The 16,538-nt window shown below is 67.5% G+C and carries 17 protein-coding genes and 1 tRNA gene; 10 read left to right on the forward strand and 8 right to left on the reverse strand.

The window, feature by feature from the left end; all coding sequences use genetic code 11:
• Nucleotides 1–3 precede the first annotated feature (3 nt).
• Nucleotides 4–1,164, forward strand: coding sequence for a zinc metallochaperone AztD (gene aztD, locus AB0I35_RS23200; RefSeq protein ID WP_357398283.1), 1,161 nt, complete (start codon nucleotides 4–6; stop codon nucleotides 1,162–1,164).
• A 90-nt stretch (nucleotides 1,165–1,254) separates the two neighbouring features.
• Here aztD and AB0I35_RS23205 read toward each other — a convergent pair whose 3' ends face one another.
• Nucleotides 1,255–2,451: a serine hydrolase domain-containing protein gene (locus AB0I35_RS23205; protein ID WP_357398284.1), complete on the reverse strand. Its 1,197-nt coding sequence runs from the start codon at nucleotides 2,449–2,451 to the stop codon at nucleotides 1,255–1,257.
• Between the two features lie 31 nt (nucleotides 2,452–2,482).
• On the opposite strand from AB0I35_RS23205, the gene AB0I35_RS23210 reads away from it, so the two are divergent.
• Both AB0I35_RS23210 and AB0I35_RS23215 read left to right on the forward strand, forming a co-directional pair.
• Nucleotides 2,483–3,298, forward strand: a complete 816-nt coding sequence (locus AB0I35_RS23210; RefSeq protein ID WP_357151690.1) for a serine hydrolase domain-containing protein — start codon at nucleotides 2,483–2,485, stop codon at nucleotides 3,296–3,298.
• 101 nt (nucleotides 3,299–3,399) lie between these two features.
• Entirely contained in the window at nucleotides 3,400–3,927 is a 528-nt protein-coding gene (locus AB0I35_RS23215) for a DUF3145 domain-containing protein (protein WP_067487208.1), read from the forward strand.
• Nucleotides 3,928–4,003: 76 nt separating this feature from the next.
• Here the strand turns inward: AB0I35_RS23215 and AB0I35_RS23220 are convergent, their stop codons facing one another.
• Entirely contained in the window at nucleotides 4,004–5,671 is a 1,668-nt protein-coding gene (locus tag AB0I35_RS23220; RefSeq protein ID WP_357398286.1) for an ABC-F family ATP-binding cassette domain-containing protein, read from the reverse strand.
• A 276-nt stretch (nucleotides 5,672–5,947) separates the two neighbouring features.
• Between AB0I35_RS23220 and AB0I35_RS23225 the strand changes: the two genes are divergently transcribed.
• Nucleotides 5,948–6,352, forward strand: a complete 405-nt coding sequence (locus AB0I35_RS23225) for a hypothetical protein (protein WP_357398287.1) — start codon at nucleotides 5,948–5,950, stop codon at nucleotides 6,350–6,352.
• Nucleotides 6,353–6,377: 25 nt separating this feature from the next.
• On the opposite strand, the gene AB0I35_RS23230 is transcribed toward AB0I35_RS23225, so the two are convergent.
• Nucleotides 6,378–7,265: a ribonuclease Z gene (locus AB0I35_RS23230; protein WP_357398288.1), complete on the reverse strand. Its 888-nt coding sequence runs from the start codon at nucleotides 7,263–7,265 to the stop codon at nucleotides 6,378–6,380.
• Nucleotides 7,266–7,410: 145 nt separating this feature from the next.
• Between AB0I35_RS23230 and AB0I35_RS23235 the strand changes: the two genes are divergently transcribed.
• The 3 genes from AB0I35_RS23235 (at nucleotide 7,411) to AB0I35_RS23245 (ending at nucleotide 9,136) form a co-directional block, all read left to right on the forward strand.
• Complete coding sequence (locus AB0I35_RS23235) at nucleotides 7,411–8,172, forward strand: methyltransferase domain-containing protein (RefSeq protein ID WP_357398289.1); 762 nt, start codon at nucleotides 7,411–7,413, stop codon at nucleotides 8,170–8,172.
• Nucleotides 8,173–8,379: 207 nt separating this feature from the next.
• Nucleotides 8,380–8,874 carry an RNA polymerase sigma factor gene (locus AB0I35_RS23240; protein WP_357398290.1) on the forward strand — a complete coding sequence of 165 codons (495 nt, stop codon included), beginning with the start codon at nucleotides 8,380–8,382 and terminating at the stop codon, nucleotides 8,872–8,874.
• Nucleotides 8,867–9,136: a hypothetical protein gene (locus AB0I35_RS23245; protein WP_357398291.1), complete on the forward strand. Its 270-nt coding sequence runs from the start codon at nucleotides 8,867–8,869 to the stop codon at nucleotides 9,134–9,136. Before AB0I35_RS23240 ends, AB0I35_RS23245 begins: the two co-directional genes overlap by 8 nt.
• 33 nt (nucleotides 9,137–9,169) lie before the next feature.
• Here the strand turns inward: AB0I35_RS23245 and AB0I35_RS23250 are convergent, their stop codons facing one another.
• Nucleotides 9,170–10,072 (reverse strand): aminoglycoside phosphotransferase family protein, encoded by a 903-nt coding sequence (locus AB0I35_RS23250; protein WP_357398292.1) that lies wholly within the window; start codon nucleotides 10,070–10,072, stop codon nucleotides 9,170–9,172.
• A gap of 50 nt (nucleotides 10,073–10,122) precedes the next feature.
• On the opposite strand from AB0I35_RS23250, the gene AB0I35_RS23255 reads away from it, so the two are divergent.
• On the forward strand, nucleotides 10,123–10,602 hold the full coding sequence (locus AB0I35_RS23255; RefSeq protein ID WP_357398293.1) for a hypothetical protein: 480 nt from the start codon (nucleotides 10,123–10,125) through the stop codon (nucleotides 10,600–10,602).
• A 102-nt stretch (nucleotides 10,603–10,704) separates the two neighbouring features.
• The gene (gene ligD, locus AB0I35_RS23260; protein ID WP_357398381.1) at nucleotides 10,705–11,655 is read left to right on the forward strand and encodes a non-homologous end-joining DNA ligase; all 951 of its coding nucleotides are present in this window, start codon (nucleotides 10,705–10,707) and stop codon (nucleotides 11,653–11,655) included.
• 35 nt (nucleotides 11,656–11,690) lie between these two features.
• Here the strand turns inward: ligD and AB0I35_RS23265 are convergent.
• From AB0I35_RS23265 to AB0I35_RS23280, 4 genes are all read right to left on the reverse strand, one after another.
• Nucleotides 11,691–11,762, reverse strand: a tRNA-Val gene (locus AB0I35_RS23265).
• Between the two features lie 31 nt (nucleotides 11,763–11,793).
• Complete coding sequence (locus tag AB0I35_RS23270) at nucleotides 11,794–12,258, reverse strand: peroxiredoxin (RefSeq protein WP_067487241.1); 465 nt, start codon at nucleotides 12,256–12,258, stop codon at nucleotides 11,794–11,796.
• Between the two features lie 74 nt (nucleotides 12,259–12,332).
• Nucleotides 12,333–12,755 (reverse strand): DUF3052 domain-containing protein, encoded by a 423-nt coding sequence (locus AB0I35_RS23275; protein WP_067487242.1) that lies wholly within the window; start codon nucleotides 12,753–12,755, stop codon nucleotides 12,333–12,335.
• A gap of 118 nt (nucleotides 12,756–12,873) precedes the next feature.
• On the reverse strand, nucleotides 12,874–13,431 hold the full coding sequence (locus AB0I35_RS23280; protein ID WP_357398294.1) for a hypothetical protein: 558 nt from the start codon (nucleotides 13,429–13,431) through the stop codon (nucleotides 12,874–12,876).
• A gap of 297 nt (nucleotides 13,432–13,728) precedes the next feature.
• Here AB0I35_RS23280 and aceE point away from each other — a divergent pair, with 297 nt between their 5' ends.
• Nucleotides 13,729–16,512, forward strand: a complete 2,784-nt coding sequence (aceE, locus tag AB0I35_RS23285; RefSeq protein WP_357398383.1) for a pyruvate dehydrogenase (acetyl-transferring), homodimeric type — start codon at nucleotides 13,729–13,731, stop codon at nucleotides 16,510–16,512.
• Nucleotides 16,513–16,538: the final 26 nt, after the last annotated feature.

The raw sequence follows: 16,538 nt of genomic DNA on the forward strand, positions 1-16,538 counted from the left end.
GACATGCACAGTCGGTCACGGGCCACCACGATGGTGGCCATGTCCGGGGCGCTCGCCTCGGTGGTAGCGCTCAGCGGTTGCGGCAGCGACGACGTCGAAACCCACGACCACGCCCCGGGCGCCGAACCGATCGCCCTCACCTACGACGGCGGCATCTACGTCCTCGACGGCCTGACGCTCGCCCAGGAAGGCGAGGTGAAGCTCGAGGGCTTCAACCGGCTCAACCCCGCGGGCGACGACGACCACCTGATGGTGACCGTCAAGGACAGCTTCCGGGTGTTCGACGCCGACAAGGCGGAATTCACCGGCACCGAGTACCCCGCGAGCAAGCCCGGCCACGTCGTGCGGCACGCGGGCAAGACCGTGCTGTTCGCCGACGGAACCGGAGAGGTGACCGTCGTCGACACCGACAAGATCGACAGCGGCAAGCCCACCGAGGTGTACAAGGCGGCCGCCGCCCACCACGGTGTCGCCGTCGAACTGAGCAACGGCAACCTGCTGGTCACCCTCGGGACCGAGGACGCGCGGGTGGGTCTGGTCGCCCTCGACAAAGACCGCAAGGAGATCGCCCGCAACGAGGACTGCCCCGGCGTCCACGGTGAGGCCACCGCCCAGAACGAGGCCGTGGTGGTCGGCTGCCAGACCGGTGCCGTGGTCTACCGCGACGGCAAGATCACCAAGGTGACCAGCCCGACCCCCTACGGCCGCATCGGCAACATGTCGGGCAGCGAAGCCTCCCCGATCGTGCTCGGTGACTACAAGCAGGACAAGGAGGCCGAACTCGAACGGCCGACCAAGATCTCGCTGGTGAACACCGCCGACGGCAGCCTGCGACTGGTCGACATCGGCACCAGCTACTCCTTCCGCTCGCTCGGCCGCGGCCCGCAGGGTGAGGCGCTCGTGCTGGGTACCGACGGCAAGCTCCACGTCATCGACCCGGTCGCGGGCGCGGTCACCCGCACGATCCCGGTGACCGGTGCCTGGCAGGAACCGCTCGAATGGCAGGACGCGCGCCCGACGCTCTACGTCCGTGACGGCATCGCCTACGTCACCGAACCGGCAACCAAGCAGGTCCACCGCGTCGACCTCACCGAGGGCAAGATCACCCAGTCGGCCACCCTCCCCGCCGCGCCCAACGAGATCAACGGGGTCTCCGCCCACTAGGGGATGCTCGCGATCAAGATCACCACGCTCTGGTGGCGTTCGGCTCTCGACCGATGCCGCCACCAGAGCGTGGTGATCGTCTGTTCAGGTTCAGCGTGTGGCGCAGGCCAGGACGGCGGTGCGGAGGTTGCGGCTGCGGACGTCGTCGAGGATGGCCATGCCGAGGCGGTTCATGGTGTAGCCGAAGCCAAGACCTGTTGTGGGGTCGGCGAATCCGAAGGAGCCACCGAGGCCGGTCGTGCCGTAGGCGCGTTTGTCGGAGCCGAAGCGGAAACTTCCGCGCGATTTGCGGAAACCCAGGTGGTAGCGGCTCTTGGTGTGCAGGACCAGGTCGGCGGCGGGGACGGAGTCGACGGTCGGTGCGGCGAGCAGGTCGAGAACGGCGTCGCTGAGGGGGAGTGCGCCGGTGCGTCCGGCCGCCGCGCCGTAGACGCGGGCCAGCGCGCGGGCGTTGCCGACGCCGTTCATGCCGGGCCATTCGATGCCGAGGAACTCGCGACGAGTGGCGCGGGCGGGCGCGCCGGGGCGCGGATTCGTGAGCGCCGCATAGGAATGCCCGCGTTTGGCATACACCTCCGCGCCGATACGCAGCGGGATGTCGGCGAGTTCGTAGCGCAGGATGTCGAGGCCCTTGGTCGCCGACAGCTGGGCTACGCGGTCCAGGGGCTCGTCTTCGGGCAGCCCGATGAACAGGTCGGCGCCCACCGGCGCCGCGATCTCCTCGGCGAAGAAACGACCGAGGCTGCGCCCCGCCGGATCCACGCGGCGCAGCAATTCGCTCTGGTACAGGCCGAGGGTGAGCGCGTGATAGCCGTGCCGGGTGCCCGGTTCCCACATCGGCTGCTGAGCGGCGAGCAGGTGGGCCAGGCTCTCGCGGTCACCGAGTTCGCTCAGCCGCACGATCCGGTCCAGGCCCGACAGACCGGCCTGGTGATCGATCAGCTGGCGCACGGTGATCCGGTCCTTGCCGTGCGCGGCGAACTCCGGCCAGTACTTCGCGACGGGGGCGTCGTAGTCGAGGAGTCCGCGCGAGACGGCGGTGGCGATGGTGAACGCCGACATGCCCTTCGACGACGAGAACACCGGGACGATCGTGTCGCGCTCCCAGGGAACCGCACGCGCGCGGTCGCGATGGCCCGCCCACAGGTCGACCAGCGGTTCGCCGCCCGCGTAGACCGCGACGGCGGCGCCGATCTCAGCGTGGGAGGTGAAATTGCGGCGGAAAGCATCGGCGACAGGGCCGAAACCGGCCGCCACGTCGCCGTGAACTGATGGTGCGGGACTCATGGTGTCGTCGATCGTAGCTACGCTGCCGGATATGCGTTCGTTGGAGCAGGTTCAGCAGTGGCCGGTGGCGCACGCCGCGGCCGCCGTGGTCACCGTCGACGGGGTCGACACCACCGGTGAACTCGACCGGGTGTTCCGGCTGGCTTCGGTCACCAAGCCCCTCGTCGCCTACGCGGCCCTGGTCGCCGTCGAGGAAGGGGCGATCGAACTGGATCAGCCCGCGGGCCCGCCCGGATCGACCGTGCGGCATCTACTGGCCCACACCTCGGGTGTGGCCTTCGCCACACCCGAGGTGATCGCGAAACCAGGTGCCCGACGCATCTACTCGAGTGCCGGATTCGAACTACTCGCTGATTTCCTCACCGAAAGCACGGGCATCCACTTTCCGGACTATCTGCACGAGGCGGTATTCGAACCACTCGGCATGCGCGATGCGGTTCTGGAAGGGTCGGCGGGGCATGCGGGACGCGCGAGCCTTCGTGACCTGACGCTATTCGCCACCGAGTTGCTGACACCCGAATTGATATCTCGGCAAACACTCGACGAGGCCACCTCCGTGCAATTCCCCGACCGCGACGGAGTGCTGCCCGGATACGGCTCCCAGCGGCCCAACGACTGGGGTCTCGGCTTCGAAATCCGCGACGGGAAAACCCCGCACTGGACCGGTCATTCCAATTCGCCGCGCACCTACGGGCACTTCGGTCAGTCCGGGACGTTCCTCTGGGTCGACCCCGAAATAGGGGTAGCCACGATCGGTTTGAGCGACGAGAATTTCGGCGACTGGGCAAGAACGGCGTGGCCGAAATTTAGTGATTCCGTGATCGCAGAGACACATAACACGCAGTGAGGTAACACCCGCAACATCGCTCACTTCGCCTACACTCGCACCACACCAGTCCGACGGACCGTTGGGGAAGACGCTCCTTGTCGAGGCTGGAGGTGTTGGTAGTGCGCGCATCGAGTCAGTTCGCTGACGCGACGGCAGGTGTGGTCTACATCCACTCCTCGCCCGCCGCGTTGTGCCCGCACATCGAATGGGCACTGTCCACCGCGCTTTCCACGCCGGCGAAACTGCGCTGGACCGCGCAGCCCGCCGACGGACAACTGCGCGCCAGCGGCGACTGGATCGGCCCCGTCGGAACCGCCGCCCGGATAGCCCAATCATTGCGTGCCTGGCCGGTCCTGCGGTTCGAAGTCACCGAGGACCCCAGCGAAGGCGTGGACGGCGAACGCTACAGCTTCGTCCCCGCCCTCGGCCTCTGGCACGGCTCCACCGGCGCCAACGGCGACGTGATGCTCGGCGAGATGCGATTACGCGCCCTCCTCCAAGCCGCCACCGAACTGAGCACCTTCGACCTCGGCGCCGAAATCGACCGCGCCCTCGGCACCGCCTGGGACGAGGACCTCGAAGCCTTCCGTCAGGGCACCGACTGCACCGGCGCCGAAGTCACCTGGCTGCGCCGCCACGTCGGCTGACCCTCCACTACCGCCCCGGGCTCTCTGTCATCCTGTGCACCACCACGAGTCCGCCGTGTTCCTGTCGGCTGGGCCGCTAGTGGTCATCGGCGAACACGCAGAGTGAGGCTGCTCGGTCGGACGAGTGTTCCTGCCCGGTCGGGGGTAGGCGGAGGCGGGGCCAGCTGTTCAGGTCGGTGAGCATTCGGCGGTCGTGGGTGGCGACAACGACGGTGGCGGGGGTTGTCGACAGGGCGGCGGTGAGGTCGTCCACCAGGGCGGTCGAGAGGTGATTGGTCGGTTCGTCGCAGAGCAGGACTGTCGGTCGGGCGGCCAGCTCGATGGCGAGGTGAAGGCGGCGCTGCTGGCCTTGCGAGAGGCGGCCGACCGGGGTGCGGAAGGCTTGTTTCTCTAGGAGGCCGGTGGCGCTGAGGGGCAGCGGGTTGTCCAGGTCCCGGGTGTGCCGTTCGTAGATGTCGTTGGCGGTGGCGGTGAGGTCCCAGTCGGGGACTTCCTGGCCGAGCAGCGCGATGCGGGCGGAACTGTGCTGGTGGACGGCCCCCGTCGCCGGGGTGAGTGCGCCGACCAGCACGGTGAGCAGGGTGGATTTGCCCGCGCCGTTGGGGCCGGTGATCAGGAGGCGGTCGCCTGCTTCGAGAGTCAGGTCGATCGGTGCGTTCAGGCGGCCGGGGACGGTGATGCCTTCGCACCGCAGGGTCGGTGTTCCTCGGCGGACCGAGAGCTCCGGAAAGCGCAGGCGCAGTGGGGGCTCCGGCACCGTGATGGTGTGGGCGTCGAGGTCCGACTGGCGGCGCTTCAGCATCTGAACCAGGCCGGGCGCTCGGGACTGTCGCTGATGCTTGCCGTGGCCCTTGTCCGGACGCCACCCGGTGCTGAGCCGGTCGCGGGCACCGTCCACCGCCTCCCGCAGTCGTGCGCGTTCGGCGAGCTGTTCTTCGTAGTCGTGTTCCCACCGGTCTCGGGCACGGCGCCTGCCCTCCTGCCAACCGGCATAGCCACCGGCGAAAAGCTGAGGGCGGCCGTCGGGGCTCGGGTCGAGATCGAGGAACTCCTCGGCGACCGCGCGCAACAGGGCGCGGTCGTGGCTGACGACGACCAGGCCACCGGGGTGGGCGCGCAGACGGTCGGTGAGGAAGTCGAGTCCCGCGCGGTCGAGGTGGTTCGTCGGTTCGTCCAGGAGCAGGATGTCGTTGGTCGCGCCGAGCAGGCAGGCCAGGCGGACCCGATAGCGTTGCCCCACAGACAATGTCGACAGCGGACGGGTCCGGTCGGTGCAGGCGTTCAAGGCGGCCAGGGCGATGTCGACGCGCCGTTCGGCGTCCCAGGCGTCGAGCCTGGTCGCGGCATCCAGGGCCGCGGCGTAGGCGTCGTCGGCGCCCGGTGCGTCCTCGGTGAGCAGCAGGGTGGCGGCGTCCAGATCGCGCAGGGCGCACTGGGCCGGTTCGATAATTTCGGCGACCAGATCGCCGACCGTCTCGCCCGCGCGAACGGTGATGTTCTGCTCGGCGACGCCGACGGTGCCGACCCGGCCGACCGAACCGCTGTCAGGGTTCAGCAGACCGGCGAGAACATGCAGCAAGGTGGTCTTGCCGCGCCCGTTCTCGCCGACGATCGCCAAGCGCGAACTAGCGGAGACGGTGACGGAGACGTCGGTCAGCACCGGGCGTGAACCGAGCGTGACGTGGATGGATGCGGCCCGGAGGTGGGCATGCGCACCAGCGGGCAGGGAAGGAGAAGTAGGCACAGAGGACTCCGCGGCTCGAGAAAGGAGCCGGGCAGCACAAGGAAACCGCCCGGCGGATGACCCGGGACGGCGGCGTCAGAAGAGGGATGGAATGCTGGTCGCCGCCGTCAGCGGAGCGACCAGGGCTTCATCATCGCGGTGCCTGTATACACGTCAGCGACGATACCCATCCCGCGCCCGCGCCGCCAACAGGTTTTCCGGCGCTACCAGCCCCCAGTTGTGGTGGCACCGGTTTCCTTGTGTCGAAAACTGTTGTGCGGCAGCATCAAACGTGTGATGAACAGACGAGTTTCCGCAGCTTTCGTACTGGCCGCCTCGGCCACCGTGGCCTTCGGGTCCATCGCTCCCGCCGGTGCGGCGACGCCGTTCGTCGCCCCGCAGGTGACCTTCACCGGCACCGCCGCGGGCACCGTCACCGCCACCCTGCTCAACCCGAACGACCGGGGACAGTGCTGGGCCGAGGCCGGGATCGGGCCCGAGAACAACCACGCGTTCTTCGGTAACGGTTCGCCGGAGTCGCTGGCCGATGCAGGCGAAACGGTCACCACCTCGCTCGAGGGGCTCGAGCCGGGTTCCACGATCACCGCGCGCGGTGGGTGCGTCAACGGTGCCGAGTTCGCGTTCTCCGAACTGGTCACCGTGAACGTGCCGAGCTCGATGCCTTCGACCGGCAGCTTCTAGCCGGACCGCCTTCCGGATCCGCCGTTCATGGAGTGCGGCGGGCCGGAAGGGGGACGCGATCGAGATCGTGGGCGAGGACGGCGCCGGGGAAGTCGGCCTGCTCCAGGAACGTTCGATCGTCGGCCGCGGTGTAGCGCTCCGAGAAGTGGGTGAGCACAAGTGTTCTCACCCCACACGTACGGGCGACCTCGCCCGCCTGACGGGCGGTGAGATGCCCGCGTTCGTGCGCCTGCCCGGTTTCCGAATCCAGGAAGGTGGATTCGATGATGAGCATGTCCACATCGGCCGCCAGCTCGAAGACGTTGTCGCACAGGCGGGTATCCATCACGAAGGCGACCTTCTGGCCCGGTCTCGGCGCCGAACACTCCTCGAGCAACGGGCCCGACAGTTCCCGCACAGCGGCACCGGAGATGCCGTGTTCACGCAATTTCTCGGGCAGGAATGTGCGACCGTCCGGTTCGGCCAGGCGGTATCCGTAGGTGGGGATGCTGTGCGACAGCGGCAGGGCGGTCAGGCTGAAACCATTGCCCTGCAATGTTTCTCCCGCACCGCTCACCGGGTGTTCGACGAGGGTGGGCGAGCCGTAGTAGCTCGTCGCGAACTTCAGCCGCTCCCAGTACTCGATGCCCTCGGCCGGGAACACGGCGTGCACCTCGTGGGGAACGCCGTCGCGACCCAGCCGCTGCACGATCCCCGGCACGCCGAGCGAATGATCCCCATGGAAATGGGTCACACACAACCAGTGCAGTTCGGTAGCCGAAGCCCCCGCATGCGCCATCTGCCGCTGCGTCCCCTCACCCGGGTCGAACAACACACCCCGCCCATCCCACCGCAACAGATACCCGTTGTGATTGCGGCGACGAGTCGGCACCGCCCCCGCCGTCCCGAGGACGATCAACTCCCGTGTCGACATCGCCCCATCCTCGCCGCTCCCGCCACCACTGTCACGTCGATTGGTGGGCAGTGCGGGCGGTTGACGGCGAAATCGCTGGCGATGTTCGCATGCGTCGGACGCGGGTGGTGTGATGGTGCCGGACGCACACTCGGTGGAGGTCGGGATGGAACTGTTCGATTACGACGCCGAGTTGCGGTCGCACAATGTGCATCTGCGGGCGGCGGCAGGGGTGGGGGTGCGGGATCGGGTGCTCGATATCGGGTGTGGCGCCGGAGGGACCACGCGGGAGGCGGCGCGGGCCGCTGTGCAGGGGGAGGCGCTCGGGGTCGACGTGTCGGCGGTGATGGTCGAACAGGCTCGGCGGATCAGCGTGGAGGAAGGGCTGGGTAATGTCGGGTTCGAGGTTGCCGATGCTCAGGGTCATCCCTTCGCCGCCGGGGCGTTCGATCTGTGCATCAGCCGGTTCGGGGTGATGTTCTTCGTCGATCCCGTTGCGGCGTTCCGCAATATCGGGCGGGCATTGCGGCCGGGTGGGCGGTTGGTGGTGATGGTGTGGCAAGGGAGTGAGCGCAACGAGTGGGTGACGGTGTTCCGCAGCGATCTCGTCGCGTCGATGGCGAAGCCAGGGCCGGGGCCGTTCTCGCTGGCCGACCCCTCGGCCACCGAATCCGTCCTGACCGCAGCGGGTTTCGTCGACATCGCCTTCACTGACGTGCACGAACCGGTGTATCTGGGCGCCGACAGCGACGCCGCCTACAGCAACCTGCGCTTGCTCGACGGACTCCGGACCTCACTCGACAACCTCGAACCCACCGAGGGGGAGCGAGCCCGCGCACGGCTGCGGGAGGTGCTCGCCGCGCACGAGACCGACCAGGGCGTGCTGTTCGATTCGCGAGCGTGGATCGTCACCGCGAAACGGCCGTGAATCCTTTTTCGCGTCTCGCACCTCTTATAGGTGTCCGCGCACCGTGCGGGGACGAAACGGAGGTTGTCGTGATCGTCGGAACCGGAATCGTCGTCGGCCTGGTGTTGATGTGCACGTGCGTGTACGCCCTGCGTCGCAAACGGGCCGGGCGTGACTGACTCGCGCTGGCCGACCGAGGAACTGATCGTCGCCGCCCGCGAGGGAGATGTGGATTCGATCGCCGCGCTGGTGTCGGGTTCCTACCCGAACATCCAGCGCTTCGCCCGAACCCTCTGTGCCACACCGGAAGACGCCGAGGACGCCGCCCAGGAAGCCCTCATCATCCTGTATCGCAAGATCGGGATGCTGCGGGCGTCGGGGGCGCTGGCGTCGTGGATGTTTCGGATCGTGCGCAACGAGTGCCTGCGGCGGGCGCGGATCGGGCCGCAGCATCCACCGTCGGAAGTCACCGTGACAGCCTCCGCAGAGGACGAAGTGCTGCGTCGCCTGGAAGCGGCGACGGTGGCGGCCGCCGTCGCCACGCTGCCCGATGATCAGCGCCAGGTCCTGATCATGCGCGATATCCAGGGCCTCAGCGGACGCATCGTCGCGGACGCGCTAGGCCTCAGCACCACTGCGATGAAATCGCGCCTGCACCGTGCCCGCGCGTCGGTGCGCCAAGCACTCCAGTCTGATCCACCTCCCGGAGGGAAGAATGTCTGACCAACCCGACTTCGCCGGCGCGTCACTGCCCCGCCACCTGACGCGTGGGGCCGTGGGCTTCGGCGCACTGATCGGCTCGATCGCCCTGCTGCCCCTCATCGGTGCGATCAGCCTGCTGTTGCTACCCGTCGGCCTCATCGCGCTGCGTGGATGCCCGATGTGCTGGACCATCGGCCTCGCCCAAACCCTCTCCCGGGGGCGACTCCGTCGCTCCTGCGACAACGGGCAGTGCACGCTCACGGTCGCGAAGACGGCTGTGTAGTACCTGCCGACCATACGAAGGGCTACGCCGAGATCAGGCGAGCATCTCGGCGAGCCGGTCGGTGACCTGTACGACCCAGTCCGGTTCACCGTGCTGTCGACCCCACAGCGCGGCTCGCACCGCTCGCACCTGCGCCCACCGGCGTGCCCGATCACGATCGATCCGGGCTGCCTCGCAATACATGTCGAGGCCGCGACGGAGGTCACGCGTCGGGTCGGCACTGAACAGCAGGGGAGCGAAACGGTAGCTGCGGATGACGGTGAGCGTGTCGTAGGCACGGTCACCGACGTAACCCTTGGGGTCGATCGCCAGCCAGGGCTCGCGGTCGCCGCGCAGGACATTGGCGTCGTGGAGATCGCCGTGGACGATCGTTTCGGGTTGGTTCGGGCCGAGCTCGCGCACAGTGGCAAGAGCGGCACCCATGACGCGACCAGGCAGCGGATTTCCCACTTCTGCTGCGGCAGAAGCCATTTCGCCCGGCCATTCGGCGACCAAGCGGCTCAGACGCGGCAGAGCCGGTGGGGCTTCGACGGCCAGCCGCCACGACAGTTCACCCAGGGCGGTCACGGCTTCGTCGAAGTCGGCTACCTCGGACAGCGCTCTGCCCGGAGCGCGCTCCAGCAACATCGCATAGTGCGCGGTGTCGCGTTCGAACAGCCGCACCGCGCCCGCGCCGTTCCACGTGTCGAAGGCATCGGCCTCGAAGTCGTTGCCCGGGTGGGGAAAGGACACCTTGATGACCGCGGGCGGGTGGTCTGTGTGGACGACGGGCAGCACGACCCCGACATTGCCGTGCATCAGTGGGCCGTCCGGCCTACAGGACCAGCGTTGCAGCAGATCATCGAGCAGCTGGGGGAGCGAGGTGAGCCAGGCGCGGCCCGGCTCATTCTCGCGCCCGATCGTCTCGTGCGCGAAAGCCTTGGGGATTTCGATCATCTCGGTGCCTCCACGGGTTCACCGTAGGCCGGTACGGTCGGATGTGGGGCATGGCTACGCCCCTGTCGCTGATTGCGTTGCCGTGGGGGTTTCAGATGGACCAGGTCGATGACGTCCGAGCGAAGACCTCGGATGTCGCCGATTCCAAGGAGCGGCGAGCAATGTGGGCTGCGGGTGCGGCCGGGTGTGCGGTCGGAGCGGTGCTGCTGGCCTGTTCGTCCCGAGTGATCGTGTCCGGTCTCGACTCGCCGTATCTGTTGATGATCTGCGTGGTGGGTGCCGTTCCCGGGCTGGCGGGCCTCGGCCTGCTGTTCGCCTCCCAGCAGGTTCTGCGTGGGAAGACCGCAGGAATCGGCAGGGCGGCTGTGCTGCTGTTCGCCGTCGGCGTCCTCGTGACGCTCGGCTGCGTGGCGGCGATCAGCTATGGGCCTTGGATCGCGAGAATCGTCATGGCGGGACTGGCGGGCGCGACGATCGCGACAGCTTTCCTCCTCCGTGCCGCCCACCGTGCCCTGCCGGCCGGTCGATAACGGATTCGGCCTGATCGGACGCGCCGAGGATCTGCCGCGTGAGCGGAGCCCGAACCACAGCGGGAATAGGCTGATCATGTGGGGTTCACGGTCCCGGCACCGATGCTGGCCAAACCCGGACGGCCACCGCAGCCGCCAGGCGGCTGGTGCGCGGAAATGAAATGGGACGGTGTGCGCGCGATCGCCCATTGCACCCCGGCGGGGATCAGTTTGTGGAGCCGGAACCTGCGCGACATCACCGGCTCCTACCCCGAGATCGTGACCGCGCTCACCGAGATCACCGATGGACGCACCCTGCTGCTCGACGGCGAACTCGTCGCGCCGGACGAGCGCGGTGCGCCTTCGTTCTCCCGGTTGCAGCAGCGCATGCACGTCCAGCGGCCGACGCCCGCGCTGATCGAGCAGGTCCGCGTCGACTATCTCGTCTTCGATGTGCTCGGTGTCGACGAGGAGGTGCTGTTCGAGGACTCCTACCGCACCCGCCGCGCCGAACTGGCCGACCTCACCCTCGACGACGGTGTGCGCGTGCGGGTTCCACCGATGTGGTCGCTGACCGACACCAGCGCGGAGGAGTTGTTGCGCGTGGCGACGGACTCCGGGTTGGAAGGGATCGTCTGCAAACACGGCGATTCGATCTACGAACCGGGCCGCCGCTCCTCGGCCTGGACGAAAGTCGTCCTCAGGCTCACGACCGAAGCCGTGATCGTCGGCGCGGTCCCCGGCAACGGCGCCAATGCCGCGACCTTCGGCGGTCTCGTCCTGGCCGCCCACACGCCGGAGGGGCGACTGCGCTGCATCGGCGGAGTCGGCACGGGCTTCACCGCGGCCTCCCGCCGCAGCATCCGCGCCGCCCTGGACCGAGTGCGCCGCGAGACGACACCGCTCGACGATCCACCACCCGCACCGGTCGCCCGAACGGCCTGGTGGGTCGAGCCGGTTTTCGTCGCCGATATCGAATATCGCGAGATCAGCGGCGACGGACTGCTACGGCATCCGAGCTTCCGCGGGATCCGCACCGACAAGACACCCGAGGAGATCGGCCTACCGACCTGACGGTTACGTGCGAACCGAACGTGTGCGACAAGATGTGGGCGCAGAGGGGATCGAACCCCCGACCGCTGGTGTGTAAAACCAGTGCTCTACCGCTGAGCTATACGCCCCTGCATCGCCGGTGGGACCGGCGGTGTCGGGTTATGAATCTAGCGCGGCCAGCGCTTTCTCCCAAGCCGCCTGGTCACGGGCCTCTCCGGGCCCGTTCATCTCCGCGAAAGTGATGTATCCGGACTTGTCGATCACGAAGGTGCCGCGGTTCGGGTAACCGGATTTCTCGTTGAAGACGTCGTAGGCCTGGGCGACAGCGCCGTGTGGCCAGAAGTCGGAGAGCAACGGGAACAGGTAGCCCTGTTCGGCCGCCCAGATCTTGTGGGTGGGTGGTGGGCCGACGGAGATCGCGAGGATCTCGGCGTCGTCGTTCTGGAATTTGGGCAGCTCGTCACGCACCTTGCACAGCTCACCCTGGCAGATGCCGGTGAAGGCGAGCGGATAGAACACCAGCAGGACATTCTTCTTGCCCCGGTAGTCCGACAGGGTGACGGGCTGGTTGTTCTGGTCCTTGAGCGTGAAATCCGGCGCGAGAGTGCCAACCTCTAGCGGCATAGGGGAATTCCTGTCGTCGTGTCGGGTCTCAGCCGAGCGTTCTCGTCCGGCTGAGACCTTAGCGAACGGCGGTTTCAGCGCTGTTTGGACGGTGCCTTCGGCTGAACCAGGCGCGAGCCCGTCCAGCTGCCGAGGCTGATGGTTGATGTCTGGGTCAGGCCGGCCGTGGGTGCGGCTTCGGCGATCTCGCTCGGATCGACATGGCCCGGTTGACCGGTTTTGGGGGTGAGGACCCAGATGAACCCTTCGTCGGCCAGCGGGCTGATGGCATCCATCAACTCGTCGGCCAGATCGCCGTCACCTTCTCGCCACCACAGCAGGACGGCGTCGACGACCTCGTCGGAGTCTTCGTCGACCATCTCGCCGCCCGTGATCTCCTCGATCTCGGCGCGCAATGCGTCGTCGGTGTCCTCGTCCCAGCCCAATTCCTGAACAACCAAGCCGTGAGAAATGCCAAGCTTCTGAGCGTAGTTCTGCGCGTCCGCCGCGGCGACCACGGTGGTGTCCTCCCTAAACTGCCGACAGTAAGATACGTGCAAGCGAACATGGTTATCGGCCGCAGCGCAAGCCGATCGGATGAATCGGTACCGTACGCCGCGTGTCGGCGACGTGAATTCAGCGCCGTGGGCAGGCCTGTTGTACCTCGGTACGCGCCTGATTGATTTTGCGGCTCGCATCGTTGAGACCGCCGACCGCGGAGCTGTAGGTCATCTTCCGCGTCTCGGCGGACAGCTCGCGCGCGGCCACGACATAGGCGGTGAACTTGTCGGCCAGCTCGGTCGGCAGGGCGCCCGCGGCGGCGGCGACACCGGCCTCGACGGCCGTCGCGGCGGTGTCGAGCGCGACGGCCGCGGCCTCGCGTTTGGCGGCGTAGTCGGGGGCGTTCTCGTCGTGGGCCTTCACGAAGTCGTTGTAGGCGGTGACGCCCGCACCGGTGGTGGTGGGGAACTGGCCGCAGTTGTCCTCGATGGCCTTGGTCCGGGCGGCCGCCGCACGCGAGGACGCGGCCGCCGAGGACGACGCGGCCGCCTCGGTCTTGTAGGCGGCGACTTCGGCGGGGTCGGTGGTCGGGTTACCGGTGACCTGCTGGGCGCACCCGGCGATCACCGAACCGGCGATCACCGCGACCGATGCGCAGATCAGCCCGAGTCTGCGCGCGTGCGGCACCCTCATCGTCGAACCCGTTCCCTCTCACTTCACTGACCGGTAGGTCCATCGCGAATCTAGTGGATTTCCTGCTGGGATGATGACCTGGGCGACCCTTTCGGCAAGGATGGGGGTCGCCCGAACCTTTCGAGACGGGTGCTCCGCACACCAAGCGGGCAAGCCCGGGGACCGCGACGCCGACAAGCAGTTCAGCCCCCAGTACGAGGAGCAGATTTGACCGACCTGATCCACTCTGCAGCTTCTTCCGATTCGCCGAACGACCCCGCGGCGCCCGGTGCCAAACCCACCGGGGAACGCGTGCGGGTGATCCGCGAAGGCGTGGCATCGTATCTACCCGATATCGATCCGGAGGAAACCAGTGAATGGCTGGAGTCCTTCGACGAGATGCTCGACCGGGAAGGCCCGGGCCGCGCGCGTTATCTCATGTTGCGGCTGCTCGAACGCGCCGGTGAGCGTCGCGTGTCGATTCCCGCGCTCACCTCCACCGATTACGTCAACACGATTCCCACCGAGAACGAGCCGTGGTTTCCCGGCGACGAGGAGGTGGAGCGCCGCTACCGCGCCTGGATCCGCTGGAACGCCGCGATCATGGTGCATCGCGCGCAGCGTCCAGGAATCGGTGTGGGCGGGCATATTTCGACGTATGCCTCCTCGGCGGCGCTCTACGAGGTGGGTTTCAACCACTTCTTCCGCGGCAAGGACCATCCCGGCGGCGGCGACCACATCTACATCCAGGGCCACGCCTCGCCCGGCATCTACGCGCGCGCGTTCCTCGAGGGTCGCCTGAGCACCGACCGGCTCGACGGGTTCCGGCAGGAATACAGCCACGGCGGCCTCGGCAAGGGCCTGCCGTCCTACCCGCATCCACGCCTGATGACCGACTTCTGGGAGTTCCCGACGGTCTCGATGGGCCTGGGCCCGATGAACGCGATCTACCAGGCCAGGTTCAACCACTACCTGCACGATCGCGGCATCAAGGACACCTCCGACCAGCACGTGTGGGCGTTCCTCGGCGACGGCGAGATGGACGAACCCGAATCGCGCGGCCTGATCCAGGTGGCCGCCAACGAGGCGCTCGACAATCTGACCTTCGTGATCAACTGCAACCTGCAGCGCCTCGACGGACCGGTGCGCGGTAACGGCAAGATCATCCAGGAACTCGAGTCGTTCTTCCGCGGCGCGGGCTGGAACGTCATCAAGGTGGTCTGGGGCCGGGAGTGGGACGCGCTGCTCGGCGCCGACCGCGACGGTGCTCTGGTGAACCTGATGAACACCACCCCGGACGGCGATTTCCAGACCTACAAGGCCAACGACGGCGCCTACGTGCGCGATCACTTCTTCGGCCGCGACCCGCGCACCAAGGCGCTGGTCCAGAACATGTCCGACAACGAGATCTGGAACCTCAAGCGCGGCGGCCACGACTACCGCAAGGTCTACGCGGCGTACGCGGCGGCGATGGCGCACAAGGGCCAGCCGACGGTGATCCTGGCCAAGACCATCAAGGGCTACACCCTCGGCAAGCACTTCGAGGGCCGCAACGCCACCCACCAGATGAAGAAGCTGACGCTGCAGGACCTCAAGGACTTCCGCGATCTGCAGCGCATCCCGATCTCGGACGCGGAACTGGAGAAGGACCCGTACCTGCCCCCGTACTACCACCCCGGCCAGGACGCGCCGGAGATCCAGTACATGCAGGCCAGGCGCACGGCGCTCGGTGGGTACCTGCCCGAACGGCGAAGTGCGGCAAAGCCGTTGACGCTGCCGGGTGACGAGGCCTACCGCTCGGTGCGCAAGGGTTCGGGTAAGCAGAACGTGGCGACCACGATGGCGCTGGTCCGGTTGATGAAGGAACTGTTGCGCGACAAGGAGATCGGCAAGCGCATCGTGCCGATCATCCCCGACGAGGCACGCACCTTCGGCATGGACTCCTGGTTCCCGTCGCTGAAGATCTACAACCGCAACGGCCAGCTCTACACCTCCGTCGACGCGGAACTGATGCTCGCCTACAAGGAGAGCAACGTCGGCCAGATCCTGCACGAGGGGATCAACGAGGCCGGGTCGACGGCGTCGTTCACGGCGGCCGGCACCGCGTACGCCACGCACGGCGAGCCGATGATCCCGCTCTACATCTTCTATTCGATGTTCGGTTTCCAGCGCACCGGCGACGGCCTGTGGGCCGCGGCCGACCAGCTGGCCCGCGGCTTCGTCCTCGGGGCGACGGCCGGGCGGACCACGCTCACCGGTGAGGGCCTGCAGCACAACGACGGGCATTCGCTGCTGCTCGCCTCGACCAACCCGGCCGTGGTCACCTACGATCCGGCGTTCTCGTTCGAGATCGCCCACATCGTGCGCGACGGTCTGCGCCGCATGTACGGCGGCGGCCACCCGGAGCCGGGCACGCTGCCGGGCACCCACCCGCAGGAGACCGGGACCTTCGGCGGAGAGAACATTTTCTACTACATCACGCTCTACAACGAGCCCTACCAGCAGCCGGCCGAGCCCGACGACCTCGACGTGGCCGGCTTGCTCAAGGGCCTGTACCTGTACCAGCGCGGTGGTGAGGGTGAGGTGCGCGCCCAGATCCTGGTCTCCGGGGTGACCGTGCCCGCCGGTCTGCGCGCCCAGCAGCTCCTGGCGCAGGAGTGGGATGTGGCCGCCGACGTGTGGTCGGTGACCTCGTTCGGCGAGTTGCGCAAGGAAGCCGTCGAGAAGGAGATCCACGCACTCAAGCACCCCGATGCCGATTCCGGCGTCGCCTACGTCACCGAGGCACTCGCCTCGGCGCGTGGACCGGTGGTAGCCGCCACCGACTGGATGCGCGCGGTTCCCGATCAGATCCGGCAGTGGGTGCCCGGCGACTACATCACCCTGGGCACCGACGGGTTCGGCTTCTCCGATACTCGTCCCGCCGCCCGCCGGGTGTTCAACGTCGACGCGGAGTCGATCGTCGTCGCGGTGCTCGAAGGCCTGGTGAAAGACGGCACCTTCGACAAGGCCAAGGCGGTGGAAGCGGCCGCGAAATACCGCATCGACGATGTGTCCGCCGCGCCGAAGCCGAGTGCGGACGCACCGGAGGAACTGGCGTAGCGGACTATTGGACTGTGGAGCGCAAA

Source organism: Nocardia sp. NPDC050378, from assembly GCF_040655675.1.
Classification (GTDB): domain Bacteria; phylum Actinomycetota; class Actinomycetes; order Mycobacteriales; family Mycobacteriaceae; genus Nocardia; species Nocardia coubleae.